The sequence below is a fragment of the Marinobacter sp. MBR-105 genome (assembly GCF_053628895.1).
This window is the reverse complement of sequence record NZ_JBRJHG010000001.1, coordinates 207,171-224,881: the sequence shown is the minus strand read 5'-3', so window position 1 is coordinate 224,881 and position 17,711 is coordinate 207,171. Positions and strand designations below refer to the sequence as shown.

13 protein-coding genes are annotated in these 17,711 nt (G+C 55.2%); 4 read left to right on the top strand and 9 right to left on the bottom strand.

Annotated elements, in window-relative coordinates; genetic code table 11:
• The first annotated feature begins 7 nt into the window (after window positions 1-7).
• The 3 genes from ACSSVV_RS01055 to ACSSVV_RS01045 are packed head-to-tail and all read left to right on the top strand — an operon-like array spanning window position 8 to window position 3,591.
• On the top strand, window positions 8-907 hold the full coding sequence (locus ACSSVV_RS01055) for a glycosyltransferase (protein WP_454105400.1): 900 nt from the start codon (window positions 8-10) through the stop codon (window positions 905-907).
• On the top strand, window positions 904-2,025 hold the full coding sequence (locus ACSSVV_RS01050) for a GNAT family N-acetyltransferase (protein WP_454105399.1): 1,122 nt from the start codon (window positions 904-906) through the stop codon (window positions 2,023-2,025). Before ACSSVV_RS01055 ends, ACSSVV_RS01050 begins: the two co-directional genes overlap by 4 nt.
• A 12-nt stretch (window positions 2,026-2,037) precedes the next feature.
• Window positions 2,038-3,591, top strand: coding sequence for an exosortase/archaeosortase family protein (locus ACSSVV_RS01045; RefSeq protein ID WP_454105398.1), 1,554 nt, complete (start codon window positions 2,038-2,040; stop codon window positions 3,589-3,591).
• On the opposite strand, the gene ACSSVV_RS01040 is transcribed toward ACSSVV_RS01045, so the two are convergent.
• The 9 genes from ACSSVV_RS01040 to ACSSVV_RS01000 form a co-directional block, all read right to left on the bottom strand.
• The gene (locus ACSSVV_RS01040; RefSeq protein ID WP_454105397.1) at window positions 3,533-4,603 is read right to left on the bottom strand and encodes a glycosyltransferase; all 1,071 of its coding nucleotides are present in this window, start codon (window positions 4,601-4,603) and stop codon (window positions 3,533-3,535) included. The two genes, ACSSVV_RS01045 and ACSSVV_RS01040, sit on opposite strands and share 59 nt — an antisense overlap.
• Before the next feature lie 67 nt (window positions 4,604-4,670).
• Window positions 4,671-5,351, bottom strand: a complete 681-nt coding sequence (locus ACSSVV_RS01035; protein ID WP_454105396.1) for a PEP-CTERM sorting domain-containing protein — start codon at window positions 5,349-5,351, stop codon at window positions 4,671-4,673.
• Between the two features lie 148 nt (window positions 5,352-5,499).
• Window positions 5,500-7,464, bottom strand: coding sequence for a PA14 domain-containing protein (locus tag ACSSVV_RS01030; RefSeq protein ID WP_023010362.1), 1,965 nt, complete (start codon window positions 7,462-7,464; stop codon window positions 5,500-5,502).
• A gap of 120 nt (window positions 7,465-7,584) precedes the next feature.
• On the bottom strand, window positions 7,585-10,287 hold the full coding sequence (locus tag ACSSVV_RS01025; RefSeq protein WP_454105395.1) for a tetratricopeptide repeat protein: 2,703 nt from the start codon (window positions 10,285-10,287) through the stop codon (window positions 7,585-7,587).
• Window positions 10,288-10,337: 50 nt separating this feature from the next.
• Window positions 10,338-11,708, bottom strand: a complete 1,371-nt coding sequence (gene prsR / locus ACSSVV_RS01020) for a PEP-CTERM-box response regulator transcription factor (RefSeq protein ID WP_014421323.1) — start codon at window positions 11,706-11,708, stop codon at window positions 10,338-10,340.
• Between the two features lie 135 nt (window positions 11,709-11,843).
• Window positions 11,844-13,982: an XrtA/PEP-CTERM system histidine kinase PrsK gene (gene prsK / locus ACSSVV_RS01015; protein WP_454105394.1), complete on the bottom strand. Its 2,139-nt coding sequence runs from the start codon at window positions 13,980-13,982 to the stop codon at window positions 11,844-11,846.
• Window positions 13,983-14,106: 124 nt separating this feature from the next.
• The gene (locus ACSSVV_RS01010) at window positions 14,107-15,054 is read right to left on the bottom strand and encodes an SDR family oxidoreductase (RefSeq protein WP_014421325.1); all 948 of its coding nucleotides are present in this window, start codon (window positions 15,052-15,054) and stop codon (window positions 14,107-14,109) included.
• Window positions 15,054-15,869, bottom strand: a complete 816-nt coding sequence (locus ACSSVV_RS01005; protein WP_022991126.1) for a lysophospholipid acyltransferase family protein — start codon at window positions 15,867-15,869, stop codon at window positions 15,054-15,056. The genes ACSSVV_RS01010 and ACSSVV_RS01005 overlap by 1 nt, the downstream gene beginning before the upstream one ends.
• A 30-nt stretch (window positions 15,870-15,899) precedes the next feature.
• Window positions 15,900-16,820 (bottom strand): D-hexose-6-phosphate mutarotase, encoded by a 921-nt coding sequence (locus ACSSVV_RS01000; protein WP_014421327.1) that lies wholly within the window; start codon window positions 16,818-16,820, stop codon window positions 15,900-15,902.
• A 109-nt stretch (window positions 16,821-16,929) separates the two neighbouring features.
• Here ACSSVV_RS01000 and ACSSVV_RS00995 point away from each other — a divergent pair, with 109 nt between their 5' ends.
• Window positions 16,930-17,685: a 2OG-Fe(II) oxygenase gene (locus tag ACSSVV_RS00995; protein WP_023010073.1), complete on the top strand. Its 756-nt coding sequence runs from the start codon at window positions 16,930-16,932 to the stop codon at window positions 17,683-17,685.
• Window positions 17,686-17,711 lie beyond the last annotated feature (26 nt).

Here is a 17,711-nt window from a genome sequence, read left to right as displayed (position 1 = left end):
AGTGGTCATGTCTTTGAGTCCTTTGGTGTCAGTCATTACGCCAACATTCAACCGAGCGGATTATCTGCCATTCGCAGTTGAGAGTGTGCTTTCACAGTCATTCGATGATCTGGAGTTGATTGTCGTTGATGATGGCTCCACTGATGGTACAGCTGAGTTGATGAAGAAGTATTTCTCAGATCCTCGTGTGCGGTATCTGCATCAGAAGAACCAGGGCCAGAGCGTGGCCAGGAATCGGGGCATTGATGAAGCACGAGGTCAGTTCATCTGCTTTCTTGACTCTGATAATGCCTGGGTCAGAACCAAGTTAGAACGCACGCTCAAGGCTTTCGAGGCAAATCCTCAGGCAGATATAGCCTATGGCGATTATATGGTCATAGACGGGGAAGGGCAGGAACGTGGCGTTAACCGAATGAAGCGCTATTCCGGTCGCATAACCCCTCATTTGCTGCGAGACAATTTTGTCAGTATGAACACCACCATGACTCGAAGGCGCTGTTTTGACGAGATGGGTGGCTTCGATAATGCAGACCGGCTGGCAGAGGATTACGGGCTTTGGTTGCGATTCTCTACTCGTTATCGGTTTCTCTACATTCCGGAAATCCTGGGGTATTACCGGGTAATGGAGAACCAGATTTCCTCTGACAAAGACAGCCGCTTTCGAGCTAACGAGCAGATTGTTCACAGTTTTCTGCAAGCCTTTCCTGAGTCGGTCACCCCAAGAGAAGCCCGTAGGGGGTTGAGCTATTTCCAAATTCGGAAAGGCCGGCATGAGCTTTCGGTAGGCCGACGTGATCAGGCTTTTCAATGCCTTCTTCGCGCCCTTAGACAGGATCCTTTTTGGTCCGGGCCATGGAGGTTTGCCTTCAAATTCGGGTTTGTTCCCGGTGCAGGGAGGCGCACATGAGCTATACCGTTCGCCGTCTATTTGAGAGGGATTTTTTCAACCTGCAGGATCAATGGGACGCTCTGCTCAACACAAGCAATGCAGACCCGTTATTTATGAGTTGGGCTTGGCAGGTGTCCTGGTGGGAAACCTGGGGCAATAAACTCGATTTAGAGCTATTGCTTCTCGCAGTATTCGACGGCGACGAAAACCTTGTAGGAATTGCGCCACTATACTTGAGCTCTGTCACCACACCGCTGGGATGGAAGGTTCGCAGGCTGCACGTGGTTGGCAATGCCTGGAAGCTTGGTCCCACGGTTCGGACAGAATACGTGGGCGTGATCGTTGAGCGCCGCCAACAGCAATCGGTGATGGATACGCTTTCTGATTATCTTGCGGGTCTTGATTGGGACGAAATGATCTTCGCTGATGCTTCAGCTCGGTCTATGAATATGGTTGAGACCAGTCTGTGTGACCGTATGGATTTATCTCGCCTGGTCCGGAGTGAATCGGGCGGAGTAGTGATTCCGGTGCAGGGGGTGTTTGCCGATTGGTTGGCGCGCCTTGGCAAAAATACCCGATTGAAAGTCTATAACCGCCGTGACTGGTTTGAGAACTCGTTACAGGGGCGATATGAGGAATGTCATGATCCCCAGAGGTTTCTTGAGCAACTGAACCACTTTCATTGGGAGCGTTGGGGGAAACCGTGTTTTGACGAGAACGCTGTTCGCTTTCATCAAGCTATGCTCGCCCGTCTTTCTCGCAATCAGAGGCCCAGCTTGTCTGTGTTGACAGCCAACGGAGAGGTGGTCTCTGTGCTTTATGATGTGCAAGCGGGTAACCGGGTATATAACCTTCAGGCGGGTTTTATGGAGAATTTGAACAGCAAGGTATCTTTGGGAACCCTACACCTGGGATATGCCATTGAGCGGGCGTTCCGGGACACTGAGGTTTTCAGTTACGATTTATTGGCCGGGGCGGGAAAGAACACCTTTTATAAAAGTCATTTCCGGGGCGAAGATGTGCTGTTTACAACCGTGGAGTATGTGCGTTCCCCGGTTCTGAAGTTGGCGTACAGTGCAAGAGGTTGCTTGCCTTCTCGCTTGGTATCGTCGATCAACCGTTTTTTTCGTCTTTAGTCAGGAGTTGTGATGACCGAGGAAAGGATGCCGTCTATGAATTTAATGAGTCGTCTATGGCCATTTCTTGCTTTGCTAGGTTTGCTGGCACTGGTTACGTTTCCCTCGATCGACGGTATTGTAAACCGATGGCTCAAGTTGGATGAATCATACTCCCACGGCATCCTGCTTGCGGCGGTATCTGTGTATTTGACAGCACGTGCAGCAAAGGCTCATCCAGTCGTTCCCGGGTTTTATCCGTTATGGCTTTTACCGTTGCTGGCCTGCTTTGGGGCGTATTGGGTAGGAGGCCTGATCCGGCTTCAGGCATTACAACACCTGTCACTGGTACCTATGCTACTGAGCGCTTGCGCCACGCTAATGGGGTGGCGACAGGTACGGTGGTTCCTTGTGCCGCTGGGTTTGCTGTTTCTGACCATTCCTGTGTGGGACTTCCTGGCCTGGACGCTACAGGTAATTACCGTTGTCGTTAATAAGGTCCTGTTGGGTTTTTTCGATATTGATTTTGAGGTGGAGGGCGTTTTCGTTTACCTCATCGGTGTCGGAACCTTTGAAGTTGCTCATGGGTGCTCTGGACTCCGGTATCTGCTGGTGGGACAGGCGCTGGTTCTGATTTATGGCGAGTTATACCTGTCGAGGTTACGATCCCGCGTCACGTTATTCTGTTTGGGGGTGGCATTCGCTCTACTTGCCAACTGGATCCGGGTGTTCGTCATCATCTACATGGGGTATGAAACGAACATGCAGTCCGGCCTGATTGAGGATCACGATGATTTTGGCTGGTGGGTGTTTGCGGGCACGCTTGTTCCCCTTTATTTTCTGGCTCGTCAGCTTGAGAAACGGGATGACCAGGTTGTTGCCGGTCAGGCCAGTGACGAGAAACAAGATAAGGTTGAATCCGCAGGGAAGGCTGCCGTTGCTGTTGTGGTTGTGGCAATCTTGGGATTAGTTACCTGGATCTCTTTGCCGGACAAGCGCGGCAATATTACGTCTGAATCTGAAGGTTATGCCATTGATTTGGGTGAAAGGTATGCCCCGGTGTTTGGGGCGGGACTGCAGGGATGGCGGCCCAAAATTCTTAATCCAGATAGGGTTTATGCGCAAACCCTGTTCGACCGTTTACAAGCCCGCGCAGGGCAAGGTTTGGGCACAACCTACTATCTGGGCGCTTTTACCTATGACTATCAAAGGCATCGTGCGGAACTCATCCAGTACAGTAACCGCCTTTATGACCGTGATTTCTGGATTCCGGAAGGCTTCTTTGATGTTGAAAACAGCCTGAATATCCCGGTGCAGGGAGTCACCCTGAAACATCGTGTTTCCGGACAACGTGTGCATCTGGGGTATAGCTACTTTGTTCAGGGGCAGTGGGAAACCGATCAGTGGCGCGCGAAGCTTGCTCAAGTGGGTGGGTTCTTCAGTGGCCGTGATGATGCCTCTTTACTCATCTCTGCAGTGGCGTGCGATGGCTGTGAGGTGGCTGCAACTCTCGCTGAGTTTATCGAGTCTACCTTTCCGGTGATTCTTGAGCAGATTGATCAAGAGGTGGTGCGACCAGATCTTTGAGCTGGCTCTCTAATCGGGAAAGAAACTGTTCGTGATTGGTTGAATACCATTCGATTGCCCGCCTGGACATGTGGGCCAGCGTGGCCGGTGGCTGGTCTATCGCAGCTTGAATGCTCTGCTCCAGAGCTTGCTCTGAGACAAGGTAACGGGTGCCCAGGCGAAACGTCAGCTTTCTTTCCACGTGGGCCAGAAAGCCTCTGTCCTTCCCAACCAGCTCGTTCATGGGCGGTGCATCAGTTGTTATTGTAATACAGCCGTAAGCCATGGCCTCTGCCAGTACCTGGCCATAACCCTCCACCTCAGAAGGTAGTACCGCGAAACCGGCCTGGGCCCAGAGTGTGTTTAGTTCATTGTTCGTGAGATTTTTCTCTACCCTGATATTGGCGGCGGGGGGGGTGTCCAGATGCTGGGAGACGACGACCAGTTCTGGCCATTCAGGGTGCCTCTGCCAACATGCCATAACACGTTGCGTGCCCTTGAACTGACTGTTGCCAGCTACATGCAAAGCCAAACCGTAGTCTTTCCTTTCTGAACCGTTTTGAGCGCTAACTTCACCGCCGGTAAAGCCGAGGTATTGGGTGTCTGCATGTAAGGCGGAAAAAATCGATACCGCGTGCTGTGTTTTGCAGAGTATACGGTTGGTAAAGCTGAGGTAGGGACCTCTCGATTCAATGAACCATTCCTGGTTAGGGATGAGCCAGTGGTGTCGGCCAGCAGCCAATTGAGATATCCAGATATTCTCGAGGTGAATGACGAGATCTGCCCGTTGACCCGTATGGAGCGGCCGGAGTAAAGCAATTTGAGTTCGATAGAAGAGTTTGCTGAGAAATCTGGGGCAAAGTCGTTCTAATGCCTTGAAACGATAAGCTGAAAGGCGGGAACGCCATAAGGGAGTAGGGGGCAGTTGAACCTGCCTGGCCTGGTGCCCAAGCCGCTGTAGGGCTGCTTCCAGTATCCTGGCATCTTTTTGCAGCCCTCTGCCGCTATTGGCATAAACAATCAGTACATCCATGAACCTGACCTGAAATGAAAAAGCCCTGCAAGTGCAGGGCTTTTAAAGCGTAGCATAGAACTCGATGTCAGGCTTTTTTACGGCCTTTCATCCGGACGGCAATGCCAGCGAGACCAAGGCCAAGCAGTGCCAGCGTGCCAGGCTCGGGAACCTTGGTAGCGCGAACTGCGATCACCATATCGTCGTGGTTATCGTCGCCTACGTAACCGTCATCCAGGCTGATTACAAAGTAATCATCTTCAACATAGAAGAGGTTGAAGTTTGTGCTGGAATTGGGCTTGGTAATGTCGTTGAACTGCCCGCCATTATTAGCGTCGTTATTAATGGTAACGCCTCTGCCATTGATGAACTTGAAGTTCAGCAGGGCGTCAAGACCACCGTAAAATACAGCACTGTATTGGTCATCTACGGAACTATTGGTATCGAATACCAGCGTGTTACCCCAGTAGAACTGGTTGTTGTCTGAAGCTTCCTTACCCAGGTAGGTGAAGGTCAGCTTGAACAGATCGGAGCTGGTGGATTTCAGGTTGTGGCCGAACAGTACGGTATCACCCACGTTGTACAGAGGTGCATCGGCTGTCCAGGTACCACTAATGCGAGTGGCGTAATCGTTGTCTCCCGGAACACTTTGCTCAGCTACAGCGCCAGGTGCGTTTGCATTGGCAACAGCATCGATATAGGCAGCCTGAGCTACTCCAGCAAAACCGACGGCTGCAGCCATTGCCAAGCCTTGAGTCAATTTTTTCATTTGAGTCACTCCTCCAGTGAGTGGTCTTTGCGTTACGTCATCCTCTAATAAGCAGGCTTCGTGCCAGATTTTAAGTCATTGAATATTAATGAACTTTTCTGGTCGCTGCTGTTTGGTTGTAAAATAACTCGACAACTAAAATGCTCACTTAGTTAACCTGATGCTCTACCGGATCAGACGGTTCACTACTCAATCCATTGATATCAATTACCTGAATCGTAAAGTACCAGGTGCCGGGCGCCAGGCCGGTAACCGTGGTTGAGGTTGTGCCTGCCGGCACCTCCAGAGTTTGAGTCAGGTTTGCAGCATCCTGTCCGTAGTTGATCCGGTAACGGTCAATTTCGCTCAGAGAAATGCTGCTGCCATCTACCCTGGTGCCGGGAGGCGTCCACGACAATGTCACACTGCCGCTGGCATCGCCGGTACCACCGGGCTGACTGGTGACCGGTGATTCTGGTTCCGATACGGTTTCGAGCGTGTACGGGTGCAGGCCCGATTGATAAGCCTCAAGAACCGTCACGCCGCTATCGTTAAGCACCCGGCTGGCTGATGGTTGCATCAGGGGGAGTCCGTAGCGAAGTTTGTAAAGATCGTCGATGCCGTCGTTCAAGGTGCTTTCGGCGAACTCGCTGTCCAATGCCAGATGCTGGACGGTGTTGGTCGTGGATATGGCATCTCCAGTGGCGGCGTCGGTAATCGCCAGTTGTGCAGTGGCGCCCCAGCCGAACTCAAAGTACTCCATGGTGATGGCAACGGGGGTCCCCGCTTCGAGACTCGCTGTGGCGTTGTAGCTGGTGGGGGATTGGTTCTTCCACTGATCAATGACGGTAGAGCCGTTGAGGAAAAGCCGAACACCATCATCCGTAGTGGTGGTGAAGGTGTAGTCCCGGGTTCCTTCATTGTGAGGTGGTGTGAACCATCCCTGCCAACGCACGCTGAACCGGTCCCTTGGAAGCTCCGCTGACGGGCTTCCACTATTCCAGTTGAAGTTGACCGTCGCATCCCGCTGACTGTAAACGAAGCTGTCAAACTCGGTGCCTGTGAAGTACTGGCCGACGAATCCGGTTGCGTACACTTCCTGAGGGGCAGGGAAGTCGCTGGCATCGGTGGGATTGGTGCCCGCCTGGTACTCTTGCAGGATGGTGTAGCCATCACCGTCAAGATCTACATTGGCATCGCCCGGGTTGGTGGGGTCCGTGCCATAGGCGTATTCGTACCCATCCGGAATACCGTCATTATCAGTATCTTCGGTGCCGGGATTGGTCCTGGCCCAGAACTCATCCATGGCGGTAAGCAGGTCATTGTCGGTATCGGATTTGGCGTCGGCCGCATTGGATGGATCCAGCCCGTACACAATCTCCCAGTTGTCGTACAGATCATCACTGTCCGCATCAAGTGGTGGGTACTGGCTGTTGAATGAGAGTCCCTGTTCAGCGTCAAAGTAGCCGATTCGGTAACCCAGATGGTAGGCATCTTCGGTTGTCATCTCGGGGGCCGAGTCAGGGGCTTTCTGAGCGTAGCTGTGTAGCGCGCTGCCGCTGATCACTTGCTGAGAGATGCCGGGGCCGGACCAGGCAACGGTAAAGTGGTCGTCCCATCCACCTTCCTTGTGTCTGAATTCAAAGTAATATTTTTTGCCGGCCTCCAGATATTGTACGCCGGAGGTTTGTGAGGCGTAGCGGGTGAAATTATCGAGGGGCGTGGACATGGTGGAGGCGATCTGAACCGCACCGTCCGGGTTCTGGGAATCAGATAACCACAGTTGTGTCTGATCGTCGCCACTGATGTAAAAGGTGTATTCGCCCGTTTCGGGGGGCTCGATAAAGCCCCGGATCAGCGTGCCGTAATTATTGGCTCGGCTGGTGGCTTGGCGCAGTTGGGTGAGTTCAGTGATTTCATCGGGCGAATCCGGATATTTCTCTGCGTCCAGCATGCCCTGAACGTAGTTCCCGGAGATACCGTCAAAATACCAGACATCGACCTTTCCCGGTTCGCTCGTCTCTGGTATCGCGGCTGTCGGTGGCAAATCCTCAATATCCCTGAACTGCCAGTTCTGACAGCCGCTGAGCAGAACCACCACGGTGCCTACGCTCAACACTTTGATAGCAGCCATAACCCACCTTCCTTGCTATTGGAAACAATATGTAAAGTATTGTTGCAGTGGGTCAGGGCTGCCACCGGCGGCTAGGAACGTTTCGTTATGTCCTCTCTTTGGTTATAGCGTGAGTAATGATTAGCCGTTGTTGCCTGCGCTGAACTTGTCCATGATCTGCTGGGCCGCATCCGTGCGGCCGGTGGCTCGATAAGCTTCGGCCAGATGCATGGCAATTTCCTGGGAATCCGGTGCCAGGGAATGGGCTCTTTCCAGTACCGCCAGGCTTTGCTCGTGTTCACCAGCCTCGAACAGGATCCAGCCGTAGGTATCTGCAATCGCAGCATTTTCGGGCACCAGTTCGTAGGCGCGTTTGGCCAGTGATGCCGCTTCGCTGTTGCCGGCCTCGTAATACAGCCAGGCGAGATTGTTCAGCGCCAGGGCGTTGTCCGGGGTCAGTTGCAGAACCTGCTGGTAGTGCTCAATGGCCGCATCCGTCTGGCCTGCTTGCTGGGTTTGAAGCGCCAGTGTAAGCAGAATTGACGAATTGTTCGGGAATTGTTTGTTGGCTTCCTGCAGTGCTTCTATCGAATTCTGAGATCGGCCGGCGTTAGAGAGTGCGCGAGCATGGGCGATGGCCAGTTCCGCCGTTTGTCGCTTGGCCAGCGCCAGTTGATAAAGCTCAGCAGCTTGCTGATGTTCGCCCTGGTTTTCGTAATAGCTGGCTTCTACCTGGTAGGGCGCGGGGGAGTCCGGGTGATGCTGCTTGGCATCCTGCAGCGCGCTGCGCGCGGCGGTTGCGTTGCCATTGCTGAATTCGATGGCAGCCACTTTTAGGGCGATGGCCTCGTTCTCTGGGAAGAGCGCTCGTCCGCGGCTCAGGATCTCCAGAGCGCGCTCGCTGTTGTCGCGCTGTGCCATTTGAGTGGCAATGCCTTCATACACCGCAGCGACCAGCGGTTCAGACGGTGAGGGCTGGTCTTCGCGCTCTCTTTCCATCAACCGGGCGGTAAGTTCATCGGCTCGCAACGTCTCGTTGTTGATCAGCGCGGATTCCAGAAGGATCAGCCGCGGTCCGTTTGCCTCAGGATGTTGCGTGCTGATTTCCTGCATCAGCCCGGTAAGTTGATCGCGCTTCATCACACCGGCAAGGGCCTGAATGGCGGGCAGGTTGTTCGGGTTGGTTTCGACCGCCTGGCGGTACCAGGCAATCGCCTGCTCCGTGTTCTGCTGTTCGCGGGCAAGGTTGCCCAGAGCTACCAGAGGAGCTGCTTCTTCCGGATGTTGCTTGTGCGCCCGCTCAAAGTAGCTGGCCGCCTGTTGGGTGTTGTTCAGGCTGCTGGCCAGGTTTCCGCGGGCGATCAAAGCCGCCATGCTGTCCGGATTGGCTTTAAGCCAGGTGTCGAGGGTGTCTGTTGCCGCCTGCGAATTGCCAGACAAAGCCTGGGCCTGGGATGTCAGGATTGTCGCCTGCAGGGCCTCCGTGGCATCCGACGGAATCTGTCTGGCCTGTTTGATGGCATTGGCGAAATCTCGGGTTTGAGTGAGGTAAGCCGCATAGCGCAAACGCAGGTTGTGGTTGTCTGGTGCCAGTTCCAGCGACTTTTCCAGGAGCTGGCGGCCACTCTGGTCATCGCCAGAAGCCAGGCTTGCAATGCCTACCAGTGCCAGTGTTTGTGGATCGGCGTCGCTGCCCTCCAGGTCTTCCAGCAGTGATTTTGCGCCAGCCGGGTCGCGCATGGATATGCGGGTGGCGGCCAGGAGTTTGCGTACTTCATCGGCGTTTTCCATATTGGCCAGCGGTGCAAGCAGTTTCTCCGCCTCCTCGGGGCGGCCTTGCCGATAACGTATTACGCCCAGCATCAATGCGCTTTGTTGATGGTTGGGAACCTGGTTAAGGACTTCCTGCAGATACCTGGCGGCGGTATTCAGGTCGCCATCATTATAGGCTGAGGCCGCGGCTTCCAGGTTGCTTTTGATCGTACCCGGGCCGGACTTGGCAAGGATTTCCTCGTAGACAAATGCCTCCGCCGATTTGCCCTGCTCACGCAAAACGGTGATCAGGGCCGAAATGGTCTGGTATTTCCGGAAGGTCATAACGTCGAACTGGCCAATGGTCTCCAGTGCGCGTATGTACGCCTGTTCTGCTTCGGCCCATTGTTGTTGGGCATGGGCGAATTGCGCTCTCCAGAGCCAGACGTCCTCGTGTTCAGCGTCAATTTCTATGGCTTTCTCAAGGCGTTCCTTTGCAGTGTCGAAGTCGCCCTTGGCCGTGGCAACCCGGGACAGGCCGACCATGGCAACAACGTTATTGCTGTGTTTGTCGAACGCGCTCTGGTAGGCCTCTTCGGCTTTGTCAAAGTCGCCGCTGGTCAACCAGGCGCGACCTTTCAGGTTGTCTGCCTGCAACTGTTGATCCGGAGAGGGCGATGAAATCTGGTCCAGAGACTCCAGGGCTTCCTGGTGTTTACCCTGGAGAATACGGGCTTCAGCCCGGATCAACGCAGCCTGGTTGCGTTCCGATTGGCCCAGCTCCTCAAGGTTCGTCTTCTCAAGGAGCTTGTCCAGTTGCCGTTCAGCGTTCGCCGCATCACCGGCAGTTAGCAGGTTGTGGATGATGACAAAGTAGGGGGCGGCGCGATTCGGCTGGAGATCGATGGCGCTTCGGGCCTCGATGGTGCTTGCTTTCAGCTCACCCTGGCGCTGGAAAAACCGTGCCTGGTCTACATGGCTGATGTACTGAATGTCTTCCTGAGACATGTCCGGTTCGCTGTTGCACCCCGTCACGGCCAAAGCGATGGCAGCGGATAGCAGTGATGCACGCGCAATAGTTCTTATCTTCATGCCCTGGTCCTTCCTTCGTCGGGTCTTGTTCTGTTCCAGCATTGGGTGTCTCAGGCCTCGTTCGGGGCGGTGTTGGTCTCGATCCGGTACTTGTCGGTCAGGTTGTACAGCGTCGGGCGGGTAACGCCCAGAAGGCGCGATGCCTGAGCCATGTTGAAATTACTGGTGGTGAGGGCCTGAATAATCGCCTTTCGTTCTGCCGCTTCACGTACCTGGCGCAGGTTGAGCTGAAAGTCGGTGTCGCAGCCTTCGAGCGGCAGAACCAGGTCCTCGGCGGTGATGCGCTTGCCATCGGCCATGATGATCGCCCGCTTCACCTTGTTGATCATTTCACGCACATTGCCTGGCCAGCTGTAGGCATTGATGGCCTGAACCGCATCGTCCGAGAACGTGAGGTTAGGGCGGTCCATTTGTTTCCCCAGGGTTTTCAGGAGGGATTGTGCGATCACCAGTGGGTCGCCATCCCGTTCACGCAGGGCAGGCACATCCAGTGTGATTTCACTGATCCGGTAATACAGGTCTTCCCGGAAATCGCCCTGGGCAATCAGGTCCTGAACATTCCGGTGGGTGGCGCACACCACCCGGACATCAACGGGAATCGGTTTTACCGAACCTACCCGGTCGACCACTCGTTCCTGCAGGAAGCGAAGCAGTTTGGCCTGCAGTGCCATCGGCATATCGCCAATCTCGTCGAGAAACAGGGTGCCGCCGTTGGCGCTCTCAATCTTGCCTTTCTTGGATTGGGTCGCGCCGGTAAAGGAGCCTTTCTCGAACCCGAACAGTTCGCTCTCCAGCAGGTTTTCCGGAATGGCGGCGCAGTTGATGGCCGCAAAGGGTTTGTCGGCGCGATGGCTCAGGTCGTGCAGGGCCCGGGCCAGGAGTTCCTTGCCGGTACCGGTTTCGCCGGTAATCAGGGTGGTGACATCGGTAGGCGCAACCTTTTCAACCGTGCGGCAAATCACCAGCATTTCGGGGCTGGCGGCAACAATGCCTTTGATGTTGGTGCCATTGCCTTGCGAGGACAGTTCGCGGTTTTCTTTTTCCAGTTCCGCGAGGCGGAATGCCCGATTTACCACAAAGGTGAGGATGTCGGCATCCAGCGGCTTCTGGTAGAAGTCGCAGGCTCCCATGCCTATGGCCTTGACGGCGTTTTCCTTGTCTTCCCGCCCAGTCACCACGATCACTTTGGTCATGGGCGCCAGGCGAAGGATATCTTCCAGCAGGGCGAAACCCTCAGTGGCGCCGCCGGGGTCGGGTGGCAAGCCAAGATCCAGCGTCACCACTTCAGGCTCGAGACGCCGAAGTGCCGTTAGCGCTGCCTCCCGGTCAGCGGCCACCGAGACTTCAATGTCTTCACTGAAGCACCATCGCATCTGGCTCTGGAGGCCAGGATCATCCTCGACTATCAATAACTGCTTCACAACAACAACCAGTCCTTTGTTCCGTGTTCATATCGGATAGACGCCCATGAGGCGAACGCGATTCCATGACTCTGATTCTTAACTGAACATTGACACTTTGCAATGCTCGCTTAATAAAATAGTCTTCTCCGCCGGTTAATTGACGGCTTGCCTGCCTTCCTGCAAGCCGGAATCTGTCGGTTCCGGCTTGTTCCCGGCTGATTCGCCGGTCGCTGCATTGGCCAGCGGAATACGTACCGAAAAGCAGGAGCCCAGGCCGGGTTCGCTGGTTACGTCAATCGAACCGCCGAGTTCCTGTATGTATTCCCGGGCCTGATAGGCTCCAATCCCCATACCGGTAAGCCCTTTGGTGCTTTCGAAGGGTTTGAAAAGCCGGGTGCGGATAAACTCTTCCGTCATGCCGCTGCCGGTATCCTGGATAAACAGCACCACGCTGCCTTTAGCCGTTTTCAGGTTCAGTGTGATTTCCCCGGTTGGAGCCGTGGCGTCCTGGGCGTTACTAATCAGGTGGCCCAGCACGCTGCGCAGTTGTTCTTGGTCGGCACATACCTGGATGGAGGGTGGAGCGCCCAGTAGCACCGGTGCCGGGCTGCGGCGGCTGTTGTCTTCAATCAGCTCGCGGACCAGTTGGGTCAGGTCTATGGGAGCACGTTGCTCGCCCGCCCCGGAGGATGGTTTGCGGATATGATCCACGAGGTTCGACATTTTACGGACCGCATGATCGGTGGTGGCAATCATGTCGTCGATAAAGGCTGGGTTGTTGCGATGTTTGGGCGCATTCTTGACCAGCAGGGACAGCTGGGCGATCAGCGTTTTCAGGTCATGCACCATGAACGCGCTGGCCTTGCTGACGGCTTCAAACTGCATGGCCCGTGAGAGCCGGTTCTGGGCATCGTTCTGGGCGATGAGGTTGCAGGTCTGGCGGGCTACCACCTTGATCAGGTCGAAGTTCTCCCAGTTAAGCTCCACCCTGGCGTAAGGCGCGCCGACCATGACAATGCCGTAGAGTTCGTTATCAAGATACAGCGGGATGACCAGCCAGGCTTCCGGGGTTTTGGTGATGGAGTCCGGTATCTCCAGCAGGTTGTAGCTCACCGGGTCTTCCCGGTATTCACTCAGATCAATGATCCACTCACGATCTTTAAAGAACTTCACCATATCCGAGTCTTCGTCAATGATGGTGTACTTCGGAGTCGCGATATTGACGCTTGCTTTCAGGTGGAAATCTTTCTGCTCGCCCTTTATCCAGAGCGCGCCGGCATTGCTTTCCACCAGTCCGGCCAGAATGCGCACTACTCGTTCGGGCAGGGGTGGTTCGTTGCTCAGGTTGGCAAGTTCCTTGGTGAGCTTGAGCCATTCATCGCGATAATCGTACTTGTAGTCGAAGAAGTTCTGGCTGATGAAGACCATCAGGCGGCCGCGAATACGCCGCGACAGCAGAAGTGTGACCAGAAACGCCAGGGAAACGGTGATGAACAGAACCTGCAGGGCTTCGCCCCACTCACCACCCAGGGCGCGTACGTAGTAACCGCCGATGGCCAGCAGTAACAGGTATCCGCCCGCGAAGATGAGTGTGCCAGCGTGAAATACGGCCGAACGGGACAGCTGGAAGTCTACAGGTTGTTTGCGTGTGTTAACCACGTTAATGGCAAAAAGGGGCATGAGTGCGGCGTTCACAAAACCGCGCGCATTCCAGAACGAATCCGCGACTTGCCCGAACAGCAGAGCATCAGCATACATGAAGAAATCAAAGGCGAAGATGGTGGCAACGCCAATGCACAGGTATTTCATGCTGGAGCGGCCGAAGACAGTAGAGTTTCGCCAGATTTGCTCGACCATCGACAGGCCCAGGAGTGACAGGGCGATCTGGCCAATCACCTTGGTCTTACCGCTGACCAGATCGATGTGGAGGGCGAACTCCAGTGTACCAAGGGCCAGCAAGGTGATGATCAGTATCGCCGTTGCGGCACCCAATACCTTCTTTATTTGACTGGTGAACCGGCCTTGCCGAAAGCCGTCGCGAAGCATGGCGAACAGCAGGAGTAACCAGGCTGTGTCTCTGAGCAGTTCCAGGAGGTAGCGGGTGAAGAATCCGGGCGATCCCCAGAGGCTTTGGGTAACCAGGACGGAGGCCCACAGGGCGGTAACAATGGCGGCAAGGAACAGAGCACGATCAATGTCGCGGCGAAGATAACGGGTTGCCACAAGAACGGCCAGAACCGCAAAGACAGCGGCTGCCGCACCGTGACTGATCACGCTGAGATCCCTGAACATTAGCTCTTTCCTTGAACACCGGGAATCCCGGGCCTGCCGGTGCCCGGGTACTGTATTTAATATGTACAGGGTAGCGCCGAAAAGGGCCGTTCGTCTATTTGAATACTCAAATTACCGATGAGTTTCACACCGGTTTTTTGTTATCGCGATAATACCGGAAAATCTCTTTCAATGGCCGTTTGGGCTCAAAACCGAATTCCCGGGCGAAGGCGCGACCGTCAATCACCACCGGATATTTGAAGAATGCCATCAGGTACGGAGGGAAGCTGCGCAGGTTCAGAACCCGGGCAATGGCCTTCGGCACGCTCGGTGGAATGGAGGGAATGGGTATGGTTTTGCAACCGCAGAGCTTCAGGGCGTGCTGGTAGGCGACCCAGTCTTGCGGCGCGACATTGAACACACCTTTTACGGGCTTTGCCCAGGCGGCGACAATGGCGTCTGCCATATCGTCGATATGGATGAACTGCATCATCGGCGAAAAGCCAGCCAATACGGGTGCCCGCGCACTGCTGAGCAGGGTGCTCATGGTATTGCGAACACCGGGGCCCACGATGTTGCAGGGCCGAAGAATAGTGATGTTGAGTTCCGGGTAGCGCCAAAGATAGATGTTGGCGAGGTTCTCAAGCTCCACTGAATCCACCAGGTCGGCACTCAGGCCTGCGCTTTTGAGCGGGGCGGACTCGTCAATCAGCGCCGGGTTATAGGCCACGGCACCATAGACGTGGTAGGTGGATAGCACAATCACCCGGCGTATGCCGTATTTGTGGGATAGGTCCAGTAGCTTCTGGGTGCCCAGTACATTGGCGTTATAGCGGCGCATGCGGGTCAGTTGGCTGGAGAGGATGCGGCCGAGATGTATCACGCCATCAAACTCGTAGCGTCGGAACAGGTCTTCAAAGACCCGCTTGTTGAAGTCAATGCAGTAGCTGGGAATGTCGTCGCCCAGATAAACCTGTTCCCGGAAATCGACGGCCACCAGGTCGCAGCTTTCTCGCAGGCGGCGGATCACCTGCTGGGCCAGCGCACCGGCAGCACCGGTGATCAGAATGCGGGGTCTTTGGTGCTTGCTCATCAGAACAGCCTTTTCCTTTCGCTCAGTCCCTTGTCAATCAGTCGGCTGATCTCGGCTTTCACAGCCTCTACCCGTTCGGTGACCTGTTCTTCAGGGATTTCGGTATCATCAAAATACATGGGTTCCCCGAAATTCAGGTGTACCTTGGCGGGGAGCACCACGGGCAGGGCGACAGGAACGTAGGGTACGCCCAGGGCATTGGCCAGGGGTTTGATGTTGGCAATGGCCGGGATGGTCTCTTCGCAGCCCACTACGCCCACAGGCACAATGGGCGCCTTGTACTTCATGGCCAGATGCATAAAACCGTTGCCGAAACGCTTCAGTTGATACCTGTCCCGGTAGAGCTTGCCGGAGCCTCTTACGCCCTCCGGAAACACAATCACTGCTTCGTTGTTGGCGAGCATCTTCGCGCAGTTAACCGGGTCTCCGAGCACGGCGCCGATTTCGTTCAGGAGATTGCCAAGCCACGGCACCGTCGGAAAGAAGCGCTCGATCATGGCGCGGGGAATTCGAGGATTTTTTTCCCGTGAGGCGAGGGCATAACCAATGAGCAGGCCGTCGATGGGTAACTGGCCGGAGTGGTTGGCAATAATCAGCACCGGGCCCTCTGCCGGCACATTGTCAACGCCGGAGGCGCTGACCCGAAAGTATTTCTCGTAGATTTGTCGGGCAACGGAAAAACCGTACTTCACCGCTTCGTTGTTATAACCCCATGGATCGTAGCCCAGTGTGCCGATGGGTTTGCGAATGCGGTTTACCTGTTCGTCCAGTTCCGCTGGTATCAGTTTCGATCTCAGATACGATGCCAGGCCCATGCCCGCTCCCTGTGTCAAAGAAGTTGCCGCTCAGGCGCGGCCGATGAATACGCCCAGTGTGTGGCTCTGGCCTTCATTTAATACCCGATAATCCGATGCTGCATTGGCTGTTTCGACGCACAGCATTTTCTGCCAGGCAGAGTCCGGAAAATCTGAAAGGCGCTGCGCTTTTCCTGGGCCAGGATTCCATACCACGGTTGAATCACTACCCACAGACGTAAGCTTACGTTTGCCTGAAGGTGTTACTACGGTCAGTGCTTCGCCGGTCTCGTATATCCGGTCCACTTCACCTTCGAAATACACTGGCCCTTCCTGTGAGACGTAGTCCCAGTCTTTCAGCGTGTCGATGTACTGACTGTTTCCCAGGCCCAGCACGCGGGTTCGCTGAATGTCGTCAGTGGGCAGGTAAGTGTGAAGGGCCTGGCTGAACGCCAGCGGTGCTTTCGAAAGATTGGTGGTTGTCAGTGCGATCTGGCAACCGCGAATGGAAAAACTGAAGGTGATCAGGGCCAGGGCGTGGCCGTCCCAGTGTTCCTGGAAATCGTCGTTGGCGCTGAGGGACAGGCTGACTTCTACCTCGTGGGCGCTTTCCCGAACATCTTCCAGCCGCCATAAAGCGGTGCGGGCAAAGCCATGGGCTGAGGATGACGCTATGCGCTTGCGGATTTCCGGCGGGTTCCGGAGTGGGTCTCCAAACCAGGGCCAGCACACGGGAATGCCACCGCGAATTGCTCGGCCAGGTTGAAAACGGGCGAGTTCACTGAGCCAGAGCCAGTTGCGTTCATCCTTTGGCGCGAAATGGGTGAGGTGTGCCCCCTGTAGAAACAACGTGGCCTGGAACAATGGGTGATGAACTTCAAGTGCCTCCAGTTGCCCGATGGTACTCCAGCGGGTAAATGACCAGTTGCCCGGGCCTCCGGTTGCTGGCGGCTTGCTACTGCTGTCCGACATATTCAGAAACGGCTTCCTTTAGGTAAAACTCCGTAGCTTCAGAGTAATTTAAAACCGTGCGCGCGGCGAGTTTCTGAATACAATACGTCAAAATTGTGAGGGTCTGAACATGGAATCAGAAAATCCGGTAGCGTCGGTCTTGCCGATGCCGGAGCCGCTTCTCGAGCAGTCCGCGGGCCAGTTGGACAAGGTGGCTGGAGACATTATCGGGGCAGCTGGCCGCTGTGATTCTTTGTTAGTCTCCGATGGCTGGTTAGATGAACTCGCCGATAGCCTGAGCGAGAAAGCCTGGATTGAGCTGGATCTGCTCGGTCATTTGCCCGTTGGCCTGATCGCTGCGCTTCGTAACGAGGTAGAGATACTGGACCGTACCGAAGCCATGGGGCGAGCAGGGATTGGGCGCGGTGCCGATCTGACCCGTGATCGCAGCGTCCGCCGGGATAAAATCGCCTGGCTTGATGGCTATACCGCCGCCCAGTCGGAGCTGTTCCGGTTCTTTGATGCCTTGCGGGTTGGTCTGAACCAGCGCCTGTTTCTTGGGCTGAAGCGCTATGAAGCGCATTATGCCACCTACCAGCCTGGCGATTTCTACAAGCGCCACCTGGACAGTTTCCGGGGCAGGGCATCCCGAGTGGTCAGCCTGGTGCTGTATCTGAATGAAGGATGGCAGCTGCAAGACGGGGGAGAGTTGCGGGTGTTCAGCCCCGACAACGAAGATCAGATGGTTGGTCTGGTGCGGCCGGAAGCAGGGCGTGCGGCACTGTTTCTGAGTGAGGATGTGCCCCACGAGGTATTACCCGCCAATCGCACCCGGTACAGCATTGCCTGTTGGTTCCGGCAGGACGAAGTCCCTTTGCCGTTGTAGTCCTTATACCCTTCTGTTAATATGCG